The 18,322-nt window shown below is 61.9% G+C and carries 12 protein-coding genes and 1 pseudogene; 3 read left to right on the top strand and 10 right to left on the bottom strand.

The genetic code is table 11. The features are described from left to right. Positions 1-594: 594 nt before the first annotated feature. Complete coding sequence (locus tag OKW35_RS22060) at positions 595-1,884, bottom strand: IS110 family transposase (RefSeq protein ID WP_429553134.1); 1,290 nt, start codon at positions 1,882-1,884, stop codon at positions 595-597. A 494-nt stretch (positions 1,885-2,378) separates the two neighbouring features. On the opposite strand from OKW35_RS22060, the gene OKW35_RS22055 reads away from it, so the two are divergent. Both OKW35_RS22055 and OKW35_RS22050 read left to right on the top strand, forming a co-directional pair. Then, positions 2,379-2,639, top strand: a complete 261-nt coding sequence (locus OKW35_RS22055) for a hypothetical protein (RefSeq protein ID WP_429553133.1) — start codon at positions 2,379-2,381, stop codon at positions 2,637-2,639. A gap of 365 nt (positions 2,640-3,004) precedes the next feature. Further along, positions 3,005-4,437 (top strand): annotated as a pseudogene (locus OKW35_RS22050) (IS3 family transposase); the annotation flags it as partial. Positions 4,438-5,207: 770 nt separating this feature from the next. On the opposite strand, the gene OKW35_RS22045 reads toward OKW35_RS22050, so the two are convergent. Next, complete coding sequence (locus OKW35_RS22045) at positions 5,208-6,332, bottom strand: NAD(P)/FAD-dependent oxidoreductase (protein WP_184063259.1); 1,125 nt, start codon at positions 6,330-6,332, stop codon at positions 5,208-5,210. Between the two features lie 528 nt (positions 6,333-6,860). Between OKW35_RS22045 and OKW35_RS22040 the strand changes: the two genes are divergently transcribed. Continuing rightward, positions 6,861-7,514 carry a TetR/AcrR family transcriptional regulator gene (locus OKW35_RS22040; protein WP_429553132.1) on the top strand — a complete coding sequence of 218 codons (654 nt, stop codon included), beginning with the start codon at positions 6,861-6,863 and terminating at the stop codon, positions 7,512-7,514. Positions 7,515-7,530: 16 nt separating this feature from the next. On the opposite strand, the gene OKW35_RS22035 is transcribed toward OKW35_RS22040, so the two are convergent. From OKW35_RS22035 to OKW35_RS22000, 8 genes are all read right to left on the bottom strand, one after another. After that, positions 7,531-8,253, bottom strand: coding sequence for a carboxymuconolactone decarboxylase family protein (locus OKW35_RS22035; protein WP_184063252.1), 723 nt, complete (start codon positions 8,251-8,253; stop codon positions 7,531-7,533). Between the two features lie 36 nt (positions 8,254-8,289). After that, on the bottom strand, positions 8,290-10,299 hold the full coding sequence (locus OKW35_RS22030) for an acyl-CoA synthetase (RefSeq protein ID WP_184063249.1): 2,010 nt from the start codon (positions 10,297-10,299) through the stop codon (positions 8,290-8,292). Next, positions 10,296-11,252: a fumarylacetoacetate hydrolase family protein gene (locus tag OKW35_RS22025; protein ID WP_429353051.1), complete on the bottom strand. Its 957-nt coding sequence runs from the start codon at positions 11,250-11,252 to the stop codon at positions 10,296-10,298. Before OKW35_RS22025 ends, OKW35_RS22030 begins: the two co-directional genes overlap by 4 nt. A 36-nt stretch (positions 11,253-11,288) precedes the next feature. Beyond that, on the bottom strand, positions 11,289-12,359 hold the full coding sequence (locus OKW35_RS22020) for a VOC family protein (RefSeq protein WP_429553131.1): 1,071 nt from the start codon (positions 12,357-12,359) through the stop codon (positions 11,289-11,291). A 10-nt stretch (positions 12,360-12,369) separates the two neighbouring features. Continuing rightward, complete coding sequence (locus OKW35_RS22015; RefSeq protein ID WP_429553823.1) at positions 12,370-14,055, bottom strand: bifunctional 3-(3-hydroxy-phenyl)propionate/3-hydroxycinnamic acid hydroxylase; 1,686 nt, start codon at positions 14,053-14,055, stop codon at positions 12,370-12,372. Between the two features lie 102 nt (positions 14,056-14,157). Beyond that, positions 14,158-15,873: a sulfatase-like hydrolase/transferase gene (locus OKW35_RS22010; RefSeq protein ID WP_429553130.1), complete on the bottom strand. Its 1,716-nt coding sequence runs from the start codon at positions 15,871-15,873 to the stop codon at positions 14,158-14,160. 274 nt (positions 15,874-16,147) lie between these two features. After that, the gene (locus OKW35_RS22005; protein WP_184063238.1) at positions 16,148-17,245 is read right to left on the bottom strand and encodes a transporter; all 1,098 of its coding nucleotides are present in this window, start codon (positions 17,243-17,245) and stop codon (positions 16,148-16,150) included. A 200-nt stretch (positions 17,246-17,445) separates the two neighbouring features. Continuing rightward, positions 17,446-17,754 (bottom strand): hypothetical protein, encoded by a 309-nt coding sequence (locus OKW35_RS22000; protein WP_184063235.1) that lies wholly within the window; start codon positions 17,752-17,754, stop codon positions 17,446-17,448. Positions 17,755-18,322 lie beyond the last annotated feature (568 nt).

Below are 18,322 nucleotides of genomic sequence, written 5' to 3'. Positions count from 1 at the left end.
GTGAGCCGAGGTTAGGCCCGGACGCGGCATACAGTACCATTCCGCGTGTGCGCGGAATGGCTGCCGACGACCCGCAGGGCCGACCGGAAACACGTGGATCGTCGCGTCTGAAGAATAGCAACTGCTGCCGCGAATGCGCGCCGATATCTCAGCGTTTTACGCCTTTCTGCAGGACTTCTGGTGGCACTTTCTGTGGTGCACGCACACAGAAGAACCAGCGCCATATTGCGCAGAATCCGAATACCCAAAAAAATGCCGGCATCTGCACAGGAAAGACTTTCACCCAATGCGGATTTGAGCGGTACGCACGCAGAAAGGCAAAACGAGATCGAATCGGTTTTCCCGAAACCGCGAAAATCAGTCACCGGCACCGATTTGCCAGCCGACTAGGATGTGTGGATGGCCGTTGAACACATCAAAGCGGCCGTAGAGGTGGGGCCGGGTTCATGGTCCGGAAAGGGTTGGGAGTGTGAGTTCGCCGATCGAGAAAGCCGTCATTCGGTGTTGAAGTCAAACCGCCGACCGCAGTCGCCCACATTGCCGACGTAGCGGTCGCCCGGTCCCAGCGGCAGCAACACGCCCTGAGCCAGTCCGTCAAGTGGTTTCAGAGGAAAGCGTGGTGCTTCCTGGAAGCGTCGCGCGTTCGAGAAGTGGCGAGCCATGTGTTCTCAACGCGTTCAGATAGGCGCTCTTATCGTAGGGTTTTCCCGTCTGCCAGCAACGGTAGAGGATGCGTATCCATTTGAACGCCAGCGCCCGCACCGCGGCCTGGTATGAACTGCCCTTTGCGCGCTGCTGCCGATAGTAGAGTCCGGCCCAGAACGATTTGTTGATCGTCTGGCCGGCCCATTCGACGAAGGTCTGGCGCAGGAATTTCGGACACTGCCAGCGCCAATGCACCCAGCTTTTCTTGCCGCTGCGCTCGGTGACCGGTGCAATGCCGGCATACTGCTGCAGTTCATGCGCGCTGCGAAAGCGCTCACGTTGTTCGCCGAATGCCGCGAGCAGACGCGGCGTCAGATGCGGCCCCGCGCCTGGAAGCGACTCAAACAGCGCGAAGTCAGGTAGCGTGCGCGCCAGTGCTGCGATCTCTTCATCGAAGATGTCAATCACCGCGAGCGTGGTCCGCAGCTGAGCCACCAACGCTAGCGCATGTAGCCGGTAGGGCGTGATGATGCCGGGATCGTCGGTAAGTGCCTCCGCGCTGCGAATTGACTTGATACGCTGCTCGATCAGCCTGGCGCGACCACAGTTGTGCCCACGAAAGAACGCCTCAAGCGTATTGCTGCTTGCACGCTTGACCGCCAGCAGCGTTGGCCATCGAGACAGGAAATCACAGAACAACATCGTGTCGATATGATCGAACCAGTCGAGCGTCTGGGGAAAATACTGCTTGAGCGCGCTGCGCAAGCGATTGGTGAAGCGGACTCTGTCGTCGACCAGCAGACGGCGCTGCTCAATCAGACTCGACAACGATCGCATGCCGGCGCTCTGCGGTCTGAGCGGTGCGAATCGCTCCGGGTGACGTCGCAGCAGGTCCAGCGCCAACTCCGCGTCGGAAGGATCGTCCTTGGCGCGACTCGGCTTGAATGCCTGTCGATACTTCGCAAGCGTCGTCGGGTTGATCGGAAATAGAATCAAGAAATCATACTTCCGCAAGGCGGAGACGATCGGGCCTTTGGCCAGTTCGAGCGCGACGGCGATCGGGGCGCCGAAGCGTTGATGCATCGCTCTGGCCCATTCGTCGATGCTCTCGACCCGATGCGGGATGCAGCCGAACTCCACCTTATCGTTGCCGTCTGCCTGCAGGCAGAAGTCATGCTTCGTGTCACCCCAGTCAATGCCGACGTAGGCAACGAAGCGCTGAGTCGATTGCGTAGCCATCTGCACCTCCACAAGTGGTAGATTGGCTGGCAGGGGCATGCATGCTTGAGCTCAGCGAGGTCATTATAGTGAGCCGGTGCGACGGCGAACCCTGAGAATTCGTTATCGAGCGCAAGCGCACCCCTGGGTGCGAAGATATTGCCGTAATCGTCCAGGCGATCGGCCGAAATATTCGTCGCCTACGGGTGCATGTCCCGCCACTGTTGGACTGGCAGTGAGCTGCCAGTCCAACAGTATCTATCGATGGAAGGCGGGACAGACTACCTATAATGGCCGAAAAGAGGCCAAGCGCATGCTCAATGTGCACGGCGACTAAGCCAAGGTCCTTTCCATTTTCAGGCGCGCCAATACATGCGACCATCGGAATTGACAGCGCAGCCTGACCGAGGAGAATTTGCAGTACGTCTGAGGCAAGGAATACGCGTTCGAGCCGCACGAATCGCGCGGCGGTTGCACAATGCAACGATCACCGAAATCAGGGTCGCATCCGTTCATTGACGGAAGTCCTCAACCTGCCGCCTTTTCAAACGCAGGCGTCCATTGATAAGTTGAATGATGCTCTAGAATCTTGGCGTCTCGGGTACAACAAACGAAACCCAGCCGGGGCTTCACTGTTTCGCCCCGATCACCTGTTATTTAACGGCGGGCGTTTTCTTCCAACTCTTCAATGCGCCGAATCGATGGCCGGAAAAGACGTCAACCAACCCGAAATGTCAACACTAAAATACCCTTCAAAATCATTAGGTTATTTGTGACAGGCAAAAAAACTCACCTTTAACTTTAATTCTGCAAACAACAGCCAGCTTTTGGTTTAGCGGGATCGCTGCGACCTCCGCCAAACCGTACCTTCGTCGTTCATTTTCCGATTGTCGCGGATTCATGTTTTGCTTAACTTATCAGGTGAGGAATTAAGCGATAGTTGATGCAAGAGACAAGCTATCGCTTTACCTCTAGAAAGGTCAACTATCGGTTAACTTTGCGATCGCAGTCGTTATTGATATCTACCATGAAAGTGCTTCGAAGGACTTTTCAGACCTTCGGCCGCCGTCTAATCCCCCCGCGTCACAATGGTTGTCGCCTGGATAAAATTGGAATCTGGGGGCGATAAAGAGAGAACAAGTTGGCGCGTTACGGAAAGACATTCAAGGACAGAGCGGTGGCGCGGTTGCTGCCGCCGGAGAGCGCATCAGTGGAAAAGGTTGCGCGAGAGATCGGTGTTGGCGCGCAGACGCTGGAGCGCTGGCGCAGTGATGCGCTGTCCATGCCCGCTCGCGAGCGGGCATGGACAGCGGCCGCCCGTTTCGAGGCGGTGTTGAACACGGCAGCGATGGACGAGACGGCGCGCAATGCGTGGTGCCGCGAGCATGGCGTGTATCCGCAGGAACTGGCGCAGTGGCGGCAAGCGGCCACGCAGGCGCTGGCCGAGCCCGAAGAGGCCCGTGCGAGTCCACAGCAGACGAAGCAGGACCAGCGTCGCATCAACGAACTGGAACGCGAACTGCGGCGCAAGGAGAAGGCGCTGGCTGAGACAGCAGCGCTGCTGGTACTGTCAAAAAAAGTCGCGGCGATCTTCAACACGGACAAGGGCGAGGACGAATGATCGGCCTCGAGGATCGCCAGCGGCTGGCCCGGGAAATCGAATCGGCCAATCGGGCTGGCGCACGGTTGCGTCTGGCCTGCGAGGTCGCCGGAATCGATGTGCGAACGCTGCAACGCTGGAAGGCCAATCAAGGGCTCGTCACTGGCGACGCCAGGCCCGGCGCGATGCGCCTGCTGCCCGCGCACACCTTGAGCCCGCAGGAGCGGGAAAACGTGCTGCGCGTAGCCAGCGAGCCGCGCTTTGCCGACATGCCACCGGCGCGCATCGTGCCGATGCTGGCTGACGAAGGCGTGTACATCGCCAGCGAATCGACCTTTGCGCGCGTGCTGCGCGAGCATGGGCAGATGAGGCGCCGTGGCCGTGCCAGAACTCCTTCGAGCGGCCGGCCGCCGACCACGCACGTTGCAACCGCGCCGCGCCAGGTGTGGTGCTGGGACATGACCTATTTGCCGGCAACGGTCACAGGGCGATGGTTCCACCTGTACCTGATTCTGGACCTGTACAGCCGCAAGATTGTCGGCTGGGAGGTGCACGACAGCGACGCGGCCGAACACGCTGCTCATCTCGTACGTCGTACGGCGCTCTCCGAAGGCATTGCCGCCCTTGAGGCCCGGCCGGTGCTGCACGGCGATAACGGGGCGACGCTGAAGGCCACTACCGTGCTGGCGATGCTGCACTGGCTGGGCATCAAGCCGTCGTACTCGCGCCCCCGGGTCAGCGACGACAACGCCTATGCCGAGGCGCTGTTCCGAACCGCGAAGTACCGGCCGGAGTTTCCGGTCACAGGCTTCGAGGACCTGAACGCTGCTCGCACCTGGGCTGCCGGCTTCGTGCAGTGGTACAACTTCGAGCATCGTCATAGTGGCATCCGTTACGTGACGCCTGCGCAGCGTCATGCCGGCGACGATCATGCGCTTCTCGCGGCACGTCACGCACTGTACGTGCAGACGAGGCTGTCGTTAAAAAGCCCAGGGATTACCGCGATAACGATGCATGTCATTAACGCTCATCGCCGGACGCTCGACCTCAGGCGGAAACACGCACCACGTACGGTCAGCGTGAAGGAAGAAATAAATTGCCAACGCGCCTGCTGGCCGCAATGCCTCGACGCACACATAGCGTCGTTGACTCGAGGGCATGCGACCAAACCGGGTTACCCGAACCGGCATCGTCGGAGTCGGCCCAAGCCATTTTTCGACCACCAAACGCAAAGACCTGTCCGCCATACCCATCGACTTCTCCTTCAACTTCGCTCTCCTTGATTCAGCCATCCACCTGTTAGGCTTAGGGCTACGAATCCTGTGTCATTGAGAACTCGATGCCTCTGCACGACTCGCAGACGGCTATTGCGGCACTGTGTCGATGGCTACCATGGCGAGAGCTTTGAATGCAAATTTCTAACTCATGACATTGGCGCCTTGCTGGTGGATTAGCATGCCACGCGCTGCATAGTGTCATTATCATCACGGTGACGACTATGTCACTACGTGGATTCCCCGAAAGCGGCCGAGCGCGTCAGCGGTTGCTGCGCCGGCTGCTGACGAAGTGTTGCTGGCCACGGCATCCGGACGGCGGGCCGGCGTACAGGCGGCGCAAGCCTGCCTTGCCGCCATGCCCGGCGGACTTCGCAACGATGCGGCGTCAAGTGTTACCAGTCCCGGAACCAGCTCCGCGCACTTCCCGCCGCAGACCGCTGGTAGCGACGGTGGCCCGCCGGCCGTCCTTAGCCCTGGACAAGCCCGAGCGCCTTGCGAAATTTCGGAACAAGCATGTGCGCCGATTTCGCCATCCTGTTGACCCACGGCGTCGTCACCAAGCCAAGCACCGGCAGATGCGCGACGCCCTCGCGACTACCGAGAGTCACCACCATGGTCGGGACGTTGGTCTTCGGACGATAGACCTTCAGCGGTCCGGCTCTGCCCGACAGTACCGCACGGATATTAGATTCGGCGACGATGACTTGCCCGTGGATATGCCAAGCCATCTTGTTCTCCGCCAGATCGGTGATGTCGCCCAGTGCGAAGACGCGATCCTCGTCAGCCACGCGCAGGTGGCCGTCGACGCGGATGCGCCCCATTGAATCGAGCAGATGCCCGAACTGAGAGCGCATGAAGTCGGTGTTGGGCCGCCCGCCGATGCACGAGATCAGGAGGTCATACCGGATCGACCGTCCACGGTTCGTCAGCGCCTCCCCGGCGGGTGCGAGAGTCTCGTGTAACGGCGCAGCGCCATCGGCAAGGCGCTCATCAGTCACGATCGTCACCCCGCGCGCCGCGAGAACTCCTCGGGCATGCTCGGACAGTCGCAAAGACGTTCCGCCAAGGATTCGTGCACCTGCCTCGATGACCGTGACGCGCTTTTGCGGGAGGGCTTCGCTGATCTCGCCTGCCACTTCGATTCCGATGGGACCGCCGCCGACGATAAGGATCCTGTCCGCGGCCAGCAACCTCGCATGAAAGCGACGATAGAACGCTTTGCGCTCGTCCATCGTCTCGCCCTCCGATCGCATCAGCGAACTGGAGAAACGACTGCCCGTCGCAAGCACGGAAACATCGGCGCGCACCAGGCTCATCAGGCCGTCCGCGTCGGCAATCCTGCCCCCGTTCGCGGTCCATTCGACAAGCCGCGCTCGGACGTGCGTGACGTTTGGCAACGCGACGGCGAACGGGATCATCGCGGGTTCGGCAAATTCAGGATCGACGAGGCTTCGCGGCACCGACATCGGTACTTCGAAGTAGTCGAGCGGATCGATCAGCGTGACATTGAAGTCTTTGCTCAGGCGCCGCGCGAGCAATGCACCGCCGATTCCGCCGCCATAGATCGCAATGGTCTTGCATGAGCCTGCCATAGGAAATCCTTCTGAGAGTCAATTAGCCTTCAATGCAAACGCGCGCTCGATGGCGTCGCTCGATGGCGGCTGAACTAACCGTTGCAGGTGGGAAGACAAGGAGCTCACAGGATGAGAGCAGGCCTGCTTCCTCCGCCGCGCACTGTTCGACCGACATGGCGAACAGCACGCGCTCATATAATAACACATATGTCACAATGACAATAATGACACTCATACCTGTTCGACAATGCATCCGGAACGCTGCTACTCCAGTGCCGTCGCCTCCGGTTGGGCGCCTGGCGGTTGAAAAAAACGCGCCTCGCGCTGGTCCGAGCCCGACGTATGAATGACGTCAACGGCACGTCATGCGGCCCGTGCCATCGTGGCGGGGTTGGCGTGGTTTTCGCGCGTGTCCGAGTGATCTTGTAGTCATCATGACAGGATCGTCGTTTGATCGAGTACGGACAGCGTACAATCGTGTGAATGAAAACTCATGACCATCGCCCACGCGTCGCAGCAGAGCGCCGAGAGCGCATGCGGGCGCGCTTGCTGAAGAGCGCACTTCGTCTCGTAGCGGAGAAAGGCCCCGCATCGACGTCGATCGATGATGTGATCTCTGCCGCGGAAGTCTCCCGGGGAACGTTCTACAAATACTTTGCCTCTCCGGAAGCGCTGATCCGGGAACTGGCCGGGACGGTCGCAAACGAGCTGATTGCTTTCGCCGAGCCGGTCGTCCTGCAATCCGAAGACCCGGCTGAACGAATCGCCTGCGGCATTCGTCTGGTGTCGCGACTCGCTCTGCACTACCCGGTCGTTGCCAGCTTCCTCGTGCGCGTGAGCTGGCCCGATGCGCAAGGACCGGGGCTTCTGCTCGATTTCGCGCGACGGGATCTGGCCAACGGCATACGAACAAGCCGCTTCAGGCCAATGCCGCTTGCGCTGGCGCTCAACGTTGTCGCCGGCGCCGTCCTCGGCGCAACGCATTCGATGTTGCAGCCGGGCTGCGATCCGGATTTCGCCGAACAAAGTGCAGCCGCAGCCCTTCGCGCGCTCGGCCTGCCGGGCAAAACTGCCGATCGGCTAGCGACACGAGCGCTCCCGACGCTCGCGAGTTTCCCAACGGGCCTGATGTCAGAGGTGCTCAACCAACCGGCCACTGCGGAGGAGAACACCGTCAGGAGGCGCGGCGTGACAGCCTGAAGCCACTGACGGGGTGTCAGCGCTGCCGCCCCGCGTTCATTGGGCTCGCGCCGATCGCGCTTTGGGCTCGGTCATCGTTCACGGGGCCGCCAATACCGGCGGCGAGGACGCGCTTGTCAAGCGATTCTTCCACCTGGATCCCCAGTGAATTCAGCACAGACGCCAACATCTCGTAGTGGCCGATCAACATGCAGAGTTCAATCAGCTTCTTGTCGTCGTACTGCTCGGCAAGTTGCCTCCACGTCGCATCGGCAATGACCCGGTCATGATGGATTTCATCCGCCGCTCTGAGCACGGCCGCGTGGTGTGCGCTCCATGCGGGCGAATCAGGGCCTTCGGCGACCCTCGCGATGTCGGTCGGGCTCAAGCCGGCGCCCAGCCCGATGCTGACATGCTGAAACCACTCGTATTTGCTTCGGCAGTTCCACGCAACGCGCAAGATGGCCAGTTCACAATCAATGCGGCTCAGCGTCCCGTAAGGCATCAGCGTCGAGGCGAACTTCCGCCAGGGACGGATGAGCCGCCGGTGCCGCATCAACGTCAAGAAGAGATTGGGTGCATTGACGCGTGCGCGTTTTCCCAAGATCCTCAACATCACGCGCGGAATCAACGGGAGTTGGTCCCGGCGCAGTGGGCTCAACCGAGGTGCGCGCAGGCTTCTCCACCCAAGGGGCGGCTCCAATGCTTTCTTTCCCGCAGAAGTCATGGCTAGAAATGCCTCCAAAAGGTCTTCGTTCATATCACCACAAACCTGTATAGCTTCCTGTCGACCCGACTATTGGCCGCCCTCATTGTCCGCGCCTGCCGTCTTCCTGTTGCCCACCCGCACCGCCTCTGCGGCTGCCGCGATCGAGAAGGGAAACGGGAACCGCCCCACTACCGCACTGGCCCTCGCTTCAAGCGCAGCTTCCGGAAGTTCGATATGCAGGGAGATGCCGCTCGACTTGTTCTCGTCGACGCTCACGCGGGCGCCCGCAATGCCGGCTTCGACGAGCGCCGAGCGTAGCGCGTCGGCCGTTTCGCGCCGCTTCAGCTCCGGCTTGAATATCTTGCCGACGGCAGTGAGCGGCATCGCATCCACGATCCGGATCTGCTTGGGCAGTGCGGCCCGCTCGCTGATCTCGCGGCGCACGAACTCCGCCAGTTCCTGCTCGGTGGCGCTTGCGCCGGGCTTGAGCTGGACGTAAGCCACCGGCAACTCTCCGGCGTGCGCGTCGGGCCGCCCGATCGCCGCGGCGATCTGGACTGCGGGGTGGCGGTGAAGCGGTTCCTCGATCGTCGCGGGATCGATGTTGTGGCCGCCCCGAATGATCAAGTCCTTCTTGCGGCCGGTGAGCCGGAAATAGCCGTCGGCATCGCAGCACCCCAGGTCTCCCGTATTGAGCCAGCGCTTGCCGTCGCCCAGATCCAGCCAGAGCCCCCTGTTCTGCTCGGGCTGCGCATAACCGGCAAAGACGTTCGGGCCGGAGATCACGAGAATCCCGGCTTCGTTCGCGACGCAGTCGCGGACATATTGGCCGGTGTCGTCGACGATGACGGCTTTCATCGCCTGCCCTGGAATACGCAGCCCGATCGACCCCAGCCGGCGGTCTCCGAGCGGCGGATTGACGCTGCTCACGCAAACCCCCTCGGTGAGCCCGTAGCCCTCGAGAATCCTGATGCCGGTGCGCTCCTGGAAGACACGGAACACCTCGACCGGCATCGGCGCCGCGCCGCACAGGCCGTATTCGAGCGAACCGATATCGCGACCGCCCACGGGAACATCGAGCAACGACGCGTAGAGCGTAGGGACACCGCTGAAAAAGTTGATGCGGTGGTGTTCGACGATTTCCCAGAAACGCTTGACGACGCCTTCGCCGCGATAACCCTGCGGTGTACCGAGCACCACGTGTGCGCCCCGCGAGAACGGCACGAGCCCCGTCGCCAGAACGGCATTGACATGAAAGAGCGGCAGCCCGCAGAACACCGTCTTGCCCGGGCCGATGCTGTCGCCGAACAATTGGCCGACGCTCCAGGCGTTGGCGACCTCATTGCGGTGGCGGCGCATGGCGATCTTCGGCAACCCGGTCGTGCCGCCGGTACAAAAATAGGAGGACGACTCGTGGGCGCTGAAGCGGCGCCGGCTGTCCAGTGCGGCCCCGGACTCCCGGGCGATCGCACTGCCGAAATCATGGATCGTGACGTGCGAAGGAACGGCGCTGCGAACACCGCCGCCGCCATGCAGCCTCGAACACTCACGGCGTTGCAGGAACCGGGCCGCGAGCCGCTTCGGGCCTCGCACGCGGTCTGCGAGATTGACGAGCACCAGATGCTGCAGAGACTTCACCTCGTCGAGGACGGCCTGCACTTTAGGCCAAAGGTCGGTCCCGGGGAACGGGGCCAGCGTGACGAGCACCTTGGCCCCCGATGCATTGAGCAGGTCGGCAATGGCCGCGCCCTCCAGCAGGGGATTGATGGCGCAGACGATGCCGGCCGCCTCCCCGCCCCAGATGACAAAATGGGTTTCCGGCAGATTCGGCAGCACATAGGCCACCACGGAGTCGCTGCGCAGGCCCAGGCGCGCAAACAGATTCGCGGATCGAGTGATGTCACGGAGGAGCTCCCGGTAGGTCCAGCACTCCGCCTTCCGGTGATCGTCGGCACGCAGAAAGAACGAGAGCGCGGGCGCTGACGGATCGACGGCCGCACCGCGGCAGATCATCTCGTAGGTGCTCGCGGGCAGATCCGCCGGCACTCCTTGCGCTTCGATCGCAAGGACGTCCGCCTGGCTTGCGATCCCTTTCATGCCGCCTCTCCGACGATGCGATTGCGCTGCACGCCGAGATCGATCAGACCGTCGGGGCTGGCGATACGCGCTTCGACGAGGTCGCCGGCCTTCAGATACTGACTCCTGCCCGCTTGCACATTCATGAACATCCTCCACTTGACTGCTTCAGGCAGCAGTGCGGCAATCTTCTGTTTGCCCGGGGACGGAACGCTGAGCGCACAGCCGGACGGCGTGCCCGTCGAGAGCAGGTCGCCGACATACAGGTCATGCACGCCCGACAGCTCGGTCAGCGTCTCGGCGGGACCATAGACGAGGTTGGCCGTCGAGTCTTTCTGGCGCACGGCGCCGTTGACGGTCAGCGTCAGATCGAGTCGTCGCAGCCTCGGGATGTCGCGCGGCTCGAGCAGACACAAGTAAGGGCCGACCGGGCCGAAGGTGCGGTAGCTCTTGCCTTTATAGAACTGCATCTGCGGGATCTGGATGTCGCGGGCCGAGTAGTCGTTCACGATCACCACGCCTGCGATGTACTCGTGCAGATTCGCATCGGTGATCGACTGAAGGGACGTGATGTCGCGCTTCATCACCAGACCCAGTTCGATCTCGTAGTCGAGAAACCGCACCTCCGGGGGCCGCACGACGGGCGAGTCGGCCGGGACGACACAGCTTGTCGCCTTCGTGAAGATCATGTTGAACGTCTTCGCATCCGGGTCCATGCCCGATTCGATCATGTGCTGGCGGTAGTTCGCGCCTTGACAGACGAACTGCTGATTACGCGTGACGGGCGAGAGCCACTCCACTTCGGACTCGGGAATCGCCGGCCCGGTCAACGCGGACAGCGTCTCGATATGGTTCACGCGGATGAAGTCGGCCGTCGTCTCGAACTCGCCCGGAATCGGCGTGACGATGCCCTTGCGGACGACGCCCCACTGGGCGCGGCCTTGATGCTTGTAATGCAGAACGTGCAGTGACATAAATACGCCTCGAATGGCTTTGCAAAATGACTCGCGTCAGGCGAACAGCTTGGCGAGCGTTTTCAGCTTCTCCACCGTCACGTCGGGACTGTGCCGGAGGTTGCGGATGAGCGCTGCCACACTGGCCGGCGTGAACCTGGGTTTGGTGAAGCTGCGCGGCATGGTCGGCCCCCACTGCGACATCGCCTCGCGGCTGACGGCATGCACCCCCAGGGGTGCGTCTTCGGTGAACAGGTCGCCGTCGCAGTAGTGCTCGTGCTTGTCGCCCCACGGGTCCTGCCAATAGTCGAACACCTGGCTGCCGAGGATGTGTCGCCCGATACCCCAGGCGTGCGTCCAGCCTTGCTCGCGCAGCACGCGTTGTCCCATCCCGACCGCATCGGCGTCCACCACCTCGTAAGCGCTATGGCTGTAGAACGGTGCGAAGCCTTGGGCCAACGCGAGCGAGTGGTGGTCCGCGGGCGTGGTGCCGAGATCGAGCCGCATGAAGGTGACCGCGGGCGAGCCGTCAGGAAGCACCTGCACGTCGCTTGGGATGAACCCGAAGTGCTGCGTGTACCACGCGCAGGTCTGCTGAAAGTCGGCCAGTTCGAGCACGACGTGCCCGAGGCGGATGACGTCCGGCGCCCCCACCGGCGGGCGCTGCGTCCCGTTGATGCGCACTGCGGCGTCCACGGAGTTCAACGGCAGCGGCGGCCGATGAGGTAGCGCTGACGCCGGCGCCTGGCCGAATATTGCGTCGACGCGGAAACCCGACGGGTCGACCAGGCCCACACGGTAGCCGCCGCCTGGCCCCTTCGACGACTCCACGTCCGATGCACCGGGCACGCGCGAAAGCGCCTCAAGATCGGCCCTGCTGTTCACGCGCAAGCCGAAGCCGACGAAACGGGCCTTCGCCGCCTTGCGAGCCACGTAGCAGAAAGGCGCGGCTCCGGTGCCCCGCAGGAACATCCGCTCGCTGTCGCGCGACACGGTACGAAGCCCGAAGTCGTTCAAAAACTGCTCGGCTTTTGCGAGGTCGGGGCGATCAAAAATCAGGTACGCCAGCGCCGACGCTTTCGTCGTCGGGCGCGGATGGCGAGCCGGTTGTACAGTGGTCAGGTTCATGGCGGAAGCCTCAGGCGGCGGGTACGGTAAGTGCGACAGAGGGCGCAGGCGCGCCGACGGGGGCGCTGATCGGCGCGCCAAGCAAGGCCAGGCTCTCGCGCACCAGCCGGCTCGCTTCGGTCGCCGGTCCGTCGTGGAGGATCGTCCGGTCAGGGCGGATCACGGCGGCCCAGCCGACCGATACGACGCGAGGAAGGAAGACGCCGTCCAGGTCCTCCCAGCTGCCGCCTGGCGCAAGATGCAGCCGCTGCCCGCGATGCGCGATCTGAACGACAGTGCCGCCGGCAGCGGCAAACGCGGTGGCCGTCTCGTTATCGAGCGCAGCGCCCGCGTCGCTGCCGAACCCGACCAGCGTGAGGCCCTTGCCGAGTACGTTGTCGCTCAGGCAGGTTGTGCCGTCGCAGCCGCGCACCCAGCCCTGGGCAATGACGGCGCCGCGCACCAGCCTGGTCCGTGTCCGGCCCTTGACGAAGAGCCCGCGCGAGTAGGCGTTCTTCGGCTTGAGGCCCAGTTCTTCGAAATGCGTGCGCAGCTGTGGCACGAGCCGCACCATACGCATCAAGCCGTGTGTGAACAGCGCGAGACCGCCATTGCGCGGCATCACCAATTTCCCCATCAACTTCGCGAAGTTGATCATCGCCTTCACATGGGGACGCCGTTCCTGATCGTAGGTCTCGAGAATCTGCGCAGCGGCGCGCCCGCGAATGACCCAGGCGAGCTTCCAGGACAGATTGGCTGCATCGCGCAGCCCGGCGACCAGTCCCTGCCCGACGAATGGCGGCGTGATGTGCGCGGCATCGCCCGCCAGGAAAACGCGTCCCTGGCTGAACGCGTTCACCGTCCTGGCGTGAAAGCGGTAAACAGCCTTGCGCTCGATGACCATGTCGTCAACGTTGCCCCACGGAGCGAGCAGCTCGCGAATGCGCGCCTCGGACTCCATGTCCTCGCGCGTCTCCCCGGGCCGCAGCATGAATTCCCAGCGCTCACGCCCGCCGGGTGCGGGCATATGCGGAGTCGGCCGCCGGTGATCGCAATTGAACTCGACATGGTCGATCGGGCGTGGCACGTTGCGGGCATCGACGATCAGCCAGTCCTCGACGAAGGTCTTGCCTTTGAACTCCTGCCCGATCAGTTGGCGCACGAGCGAGCTGGCACCATCTGCGCCGACCAGGTAGCCGGCCTGGACCGAATGCGTACGCCCCTGACCCAGGTCCAGCGACGCGACGACAAACTCGTGCCCTGCCTGGAATCCGCTGAGCGAAACCCCGAGGGCGGTCTGCACGTGGCCACACCCCGCCAGCCGGCTGCGCAGGCACCGCTCGAGGTCCGGCTGATAGAACGTCACGAGCTTCGGGTGACCGTCCAGGCTACCCAGCGTGTTGGCCTTGCCGAACTCGCCCAGCGCCGGCGAGCGCATCCGCACATAGGGTATGGCCAGCGTCTCGAAATCGCCTTCGGCCACGCCCGCCAGTTGCAAGATACGCAGTGCCTCGTTGTCCAGCGCGATGGCCCGCGGCGCCATGAAGATGTCGGTTGCCTTGTCGATGACCAGGACCTGCACGCCATGACTCGCGAGCAAATTGGCTAGCGCGGCGCCTACTGGCCCAAAGCCGACGACCAGCACGTCGACGACCGACGGCAGCGCTCCGACTGTCCGCCGCAACGAATCAACGCACCCACCGGGCCGAGCGCTCATCTGCGCAATTGTTTCCACTAGGAACTCCGCTTATCCGTTTCGCCGGTTCCGACCGGCTCTTTGTGACATTGATCACCCTGACGGGGCACTCGGTTGTGGGTGTCAACCTACGTTCCACAGCAGCTGGGGACCAGGCAGCATTTGCGCACGATCCTCGCCGATCTCCAGGGCAATCAATTCGTTGCACAACATGGCCATCTTCCAAAGCAGTGCCTCGTTTCCCGGCCGGGCGGCCAGATTGGTCTGCTCCAGCGGGTCCGCCAAGGTGTCGTACAGCTCCAGATCGTTGAATCGCACGAGCTCGGCAAACGAACGCGGCGTATTGTGTTCAGTAGACCGAAAGTAGCGGGCAAACTTGTACCGCCCGTCGAACACGCCCCGCATTCCGCTCCTCGTTTTCATGCTTTCCAGCAGCAGACCCTTGGTCATGAAAAGTGTCCTCGACAGGGCGCCGTGCGCCGAGGTCACCTCCTGGATCGCCTGGGGGGGCACGCCGTAGATGCGGCTGTCCCACTGATACAGAACGCCTTTGCGGCCACTGCCCGTCGTTCCGCGGTCGCTGGCATGGATTGCCTCCGACAAGTCCACTCCCCGCAGCTGCGGATACGCCGCACGTCGCTCGACCTCATTGATCCCGGCGAATGAAAGGAGGGTTGGCGCGATGTCGATGTGACTGGCAAGGGCAGCGGTGTCCCCGCCAGCGGGCATATCGGGATGCCAGACTGCAAACGGCAGGCAGCAGTTCTCCCGATAGATGACGTTGCCTTTGCCTCGCAGCGCGTGCGCCCCACTTAGCTCTCCGTGATCGCTCACAAAGACGACCACTGTGTCGTTCCACCCTCCGGAGGCATCCAGCGCGTCATAAACGATGCCGATGTTGCGATCCACGTCTCGCAGGCAATTGAAGTAGTAATTCTGGTAGTTCCGCCAGGCGTCGCGATCATCGAGCGGAATGCGTCCGAGCCCCATGTCATAGTCCAACTCGAAGAGCTTGTGCGCAGACACCCGCCCACTGTCGGCATCCTTGCCGAAATTGGCTGGCAGGTCGAAGCCGAGGTTCTGCCGAAAGAGCGGATCGTCGGGCGCGGGCTTGAGCGACACGCCGCCGATCGGCAGCTGGACATAGGTCTCGAACTGGCGCTGCGTCGCCAGGAAATACATGATGTCGTGCGGGTTGACGAAGTTGACGGCCGCAAACCACGGTTGGCGGGCGTTTCGTCGGCTGCCGATGAACTGCGCGGCCTTCTCCGCGATGCCGCGATCGGCATCGAACCCGGCGAGGGCGCCGTCGAATTCGCGATCCTGGTCGCTGATGGCGAAACCGTAGCTGCCAAACAAGGCCCGCATCCGATCGGTTCCGACCGGCTGGGACGGTAGGTGGCTCAGATGCCACTTCCCGAAATAGGCGGTTTCGTAACCGGCATCCTGCAACATGGTTCCAAGCGTGGGAACCGACTCATAGAGGTCGTGCGCAAATGGAACGGGCACGTTCTCGTAGACACCGTTGTATTGATAGTGGAGTCCCGTGTAAATGTTCCCGCGCGCCATCGAGCAAAGGCCGGTTACTCCATTCATGCCTGAGAAATTCGTCGCGCGTTCGTACAGCCGATCTCGATGAGGTAGATGAAGACCTTGGGGAAGCATGGAACCGTGTCTCTCCTGGTCGGTGACAACCAGCAAGATGTTCGGCTGCCGGGCGCGGCGCGCACCAAAGTGTGCGCGCGGACGCTTAGCGTTGCCTAAAGCACGGGCAGCTATCATTCCGCCGGCAACCGCAATGCCGGCGCCTATCAATAGTTGTCTTCGATGCAGATTCATGACGTCCTCGGTGCTACTGGAAAGATACTCGAAAGCTCTTGCCGGAAATTGCGGACGGCGCGGCGTCTGCGCGCAGGATCGAGCTCGTGTTGACATTCACGGCCGGTCGAGCGTGTTGAGCGCAGCATCGTGTCCCCATATAATAATGACGATATTGCCATCATGACACAAATGTCGTTACGCATGCTACACGACGAACGATAGACATCTCGTTCGACCGCGAGCACGCTGATGTGCAGCCGGGCTTCTCGCCGAGTCCTCGCCGATATCCCTGTCAAAAGACCTTGATCAGTCGTATTTGACTGAAGCTGCCCGCCCTTGCATTACGTGAACTGACCGTCGCCATGTACTGAAGCGTCAGCGCGGCATTGAGGACCGGCACCTTGGTGGTGAAGAACCCCCCGGCATTCAGCGTTTGGTAACGACTCGAGCCCCAGGGGTTGTTGGAGTCGCTTTGATACTGCTGAACGAAGACGGTATGTAGTCCGAACACCCCGATGGAAGCCTTGTATGCTGCCGCCCCTTCCAGACCCAGCCAATTGCCGCTGCGCACGTTGTCGTCCCGGTTCGTGGTGTTGAAGCCCAGGCTCAGCTTCACTGTGAGCGCAGTGCGCGGGGTCGGTAGGTAAGCCACCTGGATAGCCGGGCGCACCGTATAGAAATTGCCGAAGCCGATGTCTGGGGCTGATGGGTTCGACGCGTTGTATTGGCCCGTCGGCAGCACAAGTGAAACGCCTGCCAGAACACGAAGCTGCTCGGCGGCATAGAGCCAGCCAGCCTGCAATTCAAGGTCGCCGATACCCGATACGTCGCCAGAGCCAGCTGCTGCCTGGCTAGCAAGGCTCCCTTGATACGATGCGCCGAACTGGGCCGCCACAGCGCTTTGCGCTGCGGAAGGAACCGCCGGATTCCAATGCAGAGCGGGCGTTGAAGCGTTGACTTGAGTCGTCTTTGTCTGAGTGCCGTACGGCAGGAGGCCGCCAAAAACCAGGCGACCGCCGCCGTAGGTGTCGCTCGTGATGTAGCCCACAGCGAGGTTGAAAATCTTGAACGTGCCTGTGGCGTCGACCTGGGCGGTGCTGGCGCCATAGGAGGGATACAGCGCCGCGGGGTTCGGCGCGGGCAGCGGCACGGTTCCGCCCGGAATGGGGGCTGTGAGCGTATTGCCGTCGTTACCGGTCACTTTCTTAATGTCGATGTAGGTCGCGGCAACACCGACGGCAAGCCCTGAGGAATCGGGAGGCGCGAACATTTCACCGCCAATGGCGCCGGCAATGTTGTACCTCACCTGGAAATCTTCCCCTGCATGCGCAACGATGGAGGTAAGGCTGCTTACCGCCGCCAAGCCAAGATAAATGGAACGATGCAACATCTGTGTCTCCTCCTCTTTTTTGTAGAACTACGGCAACCGGTGTCCCACCGGAGCCATCCATCGGCTCCGGAAGACATGTGTTTCTCCTAGTTGAAAGAAGCGTGGCGGGCGCGTTAGCTGGGCAACGGACTGCTCTGGACCAGCGTTTTTACACGCCGGTGCGGGATGAAAGCTCTGGAACCACAGGGATGAATGCTCCGTCAACCGCTTTTTAGTGGTACGTGGCTGACCTCGATGTTGCGCATGGCGTTCTCGCCCGCACGGAACAGGAATCGTTGCGTTCCGGACGCCGCCAGGGTACAGCCCTGAGCGCACACCGACGTGATCTGCGGCGACCCGGTGCCGCAAACGATTACGCAATTCGTCGACTTGTCCTGAATCACCGAATAGTCGGTCCGATCGCGTACCTGCGACTCAATGAACGGATCTCGCAATCGGCCACATGAACTGAGCAGCAACAGCAGCCCGGGCAAGGTTGCATATCTGGTTAGCCGCATCGTGTTCTCCATGATTTCTCCAGCAGCGGTAGGCGATGCCGCGCACGGTGGCTTGTCGGGGCTTCGCTCGGCGCAAGCCTGACCGCGCCGATAGGGCTATGTCTGCCGTCGGCCAGCATTGGTGTTGCATGCGGCATGCGGCATGCGCATCACCCATTACACGACGCAATGGCCGTTATGTGGTTTCATGGTGACAGCATCGTCATCATGACGATACTGTCGTTTATACCTAGGCGGCAGGGGCAACACGTGGTTTGGGAGAATCGGACTGTTCGTGCATGCATGGACCCGATGCCTTTTGGAGGCTTCTTTTTCTGGATATCGAAGCGGTCTGCATCGCCCGCGGCCGCAATGAGATCCGTGCACCCTGTCCTGGGCAAAATCGCGGCTTGCCGGAAGCGGCAGCCGGCACAAAAAACAGGCTTGGGCTAATCGTCCGGATCGTGCGAAGTCTGGCGGCCGGCGCATGCGGAGGCGCTTGCAACAAGCCGAAGTCTCAACACCATTTAAATCGGCGCGGAGCGTCATTTCGCACACCTATGTATCGATCTGTCTGCGATCCTGGTTCGGATCCGAAGCA

Origin of the sequence: Paraburkholderia sp. MM5477-R1 (assembly GCF_050436385.1) — a bacterium.
In the GTDB taxonomy this organism is placed as follows: Bacteria; Pseudomonadota; Gammaproteobacteria; order Burkholderiales; family Burkholderiaceae; genus Paraburkholderia; species Paraburkholderia tuberum.
Note: the sequence above shows the minus strand (reverse complement) of the source record. Positions and strands in the feature narration are given on the sequence as shown.

Bases quoted from the DNA above. Each gene is read 5' to 3' on its own strand.
- OKW35_RS22060 (WP_429553134.1), bottom strand. From the start codon at position 1,884: ATGGCTACGCAATCGACTCAGCGCTTCGTTGCCTACGTCGGCATTGAC.
- OKW35_RS22000 (WP_184063235.1), bottom strand. From the start codon at position 17,754: ATGGAGAACACGATGCGGCTAACCAGATATGCAACCTTGCCCGGGCTG.
- OKW35_RS22030 (WP_184063249.1), bottom strand. From the start codon at position 10,299: ATGAAAGGGATCGCAAGCCAGGCGGACGTCCTTGCGATCGAAGCGCAA.
- OKW35_RS22020 (WP_429553131.1), bottom strand. From the start codon at position 12,359: ATGAACCTGACCACTGTACAACCGGCTCGCCATCCGCGCCCGACGACG.
- OKW35_RS22045 (WP_184063259.1), bottom strand. From the start codon at position 6,332: ATGGCAGGCTCATGCAAGACCATTGCGATCTATGGCGGCGGAATCGGC.
- OKW35_RS22005 (WP_184063238.1), bottom strand. From the start codon at position 17,245: ATGTTGCATCGTTCCATTTATCTTGGCTTGGCGGCGGTAAGCAGCCTT.
- OKW35_RS22035 (WP_184063252.1), bottom strand. From the start codon at position 8,253: ATGAACGAAGACCTTTTGGAGGCATTTCTAGCCATGACTTCTGCGGGA.
- OKW35_RS22015 (WP_429553823.1), bottom strand. From the start codon at position 14,055: ATGAGCGCTCGGCCCGGTGGGTGCGTTGATTCGTTGCGGCGGACAGTC.
- OKW35_RS22025 (WP_429353051.1), bottom strand. From the start codon at position 11,252: ATGTCACTGCACGTTCTGCATTACAAGCATCAAGGCCGCGCCCAGTGG.
- OKW35_RS22010 (WP_429553130.1), bottom strand. From the start codon at position 15,873: ATGAATCTGCATCGAAGACAACTATTGATAGGCGCCGGCATTGCGGTT.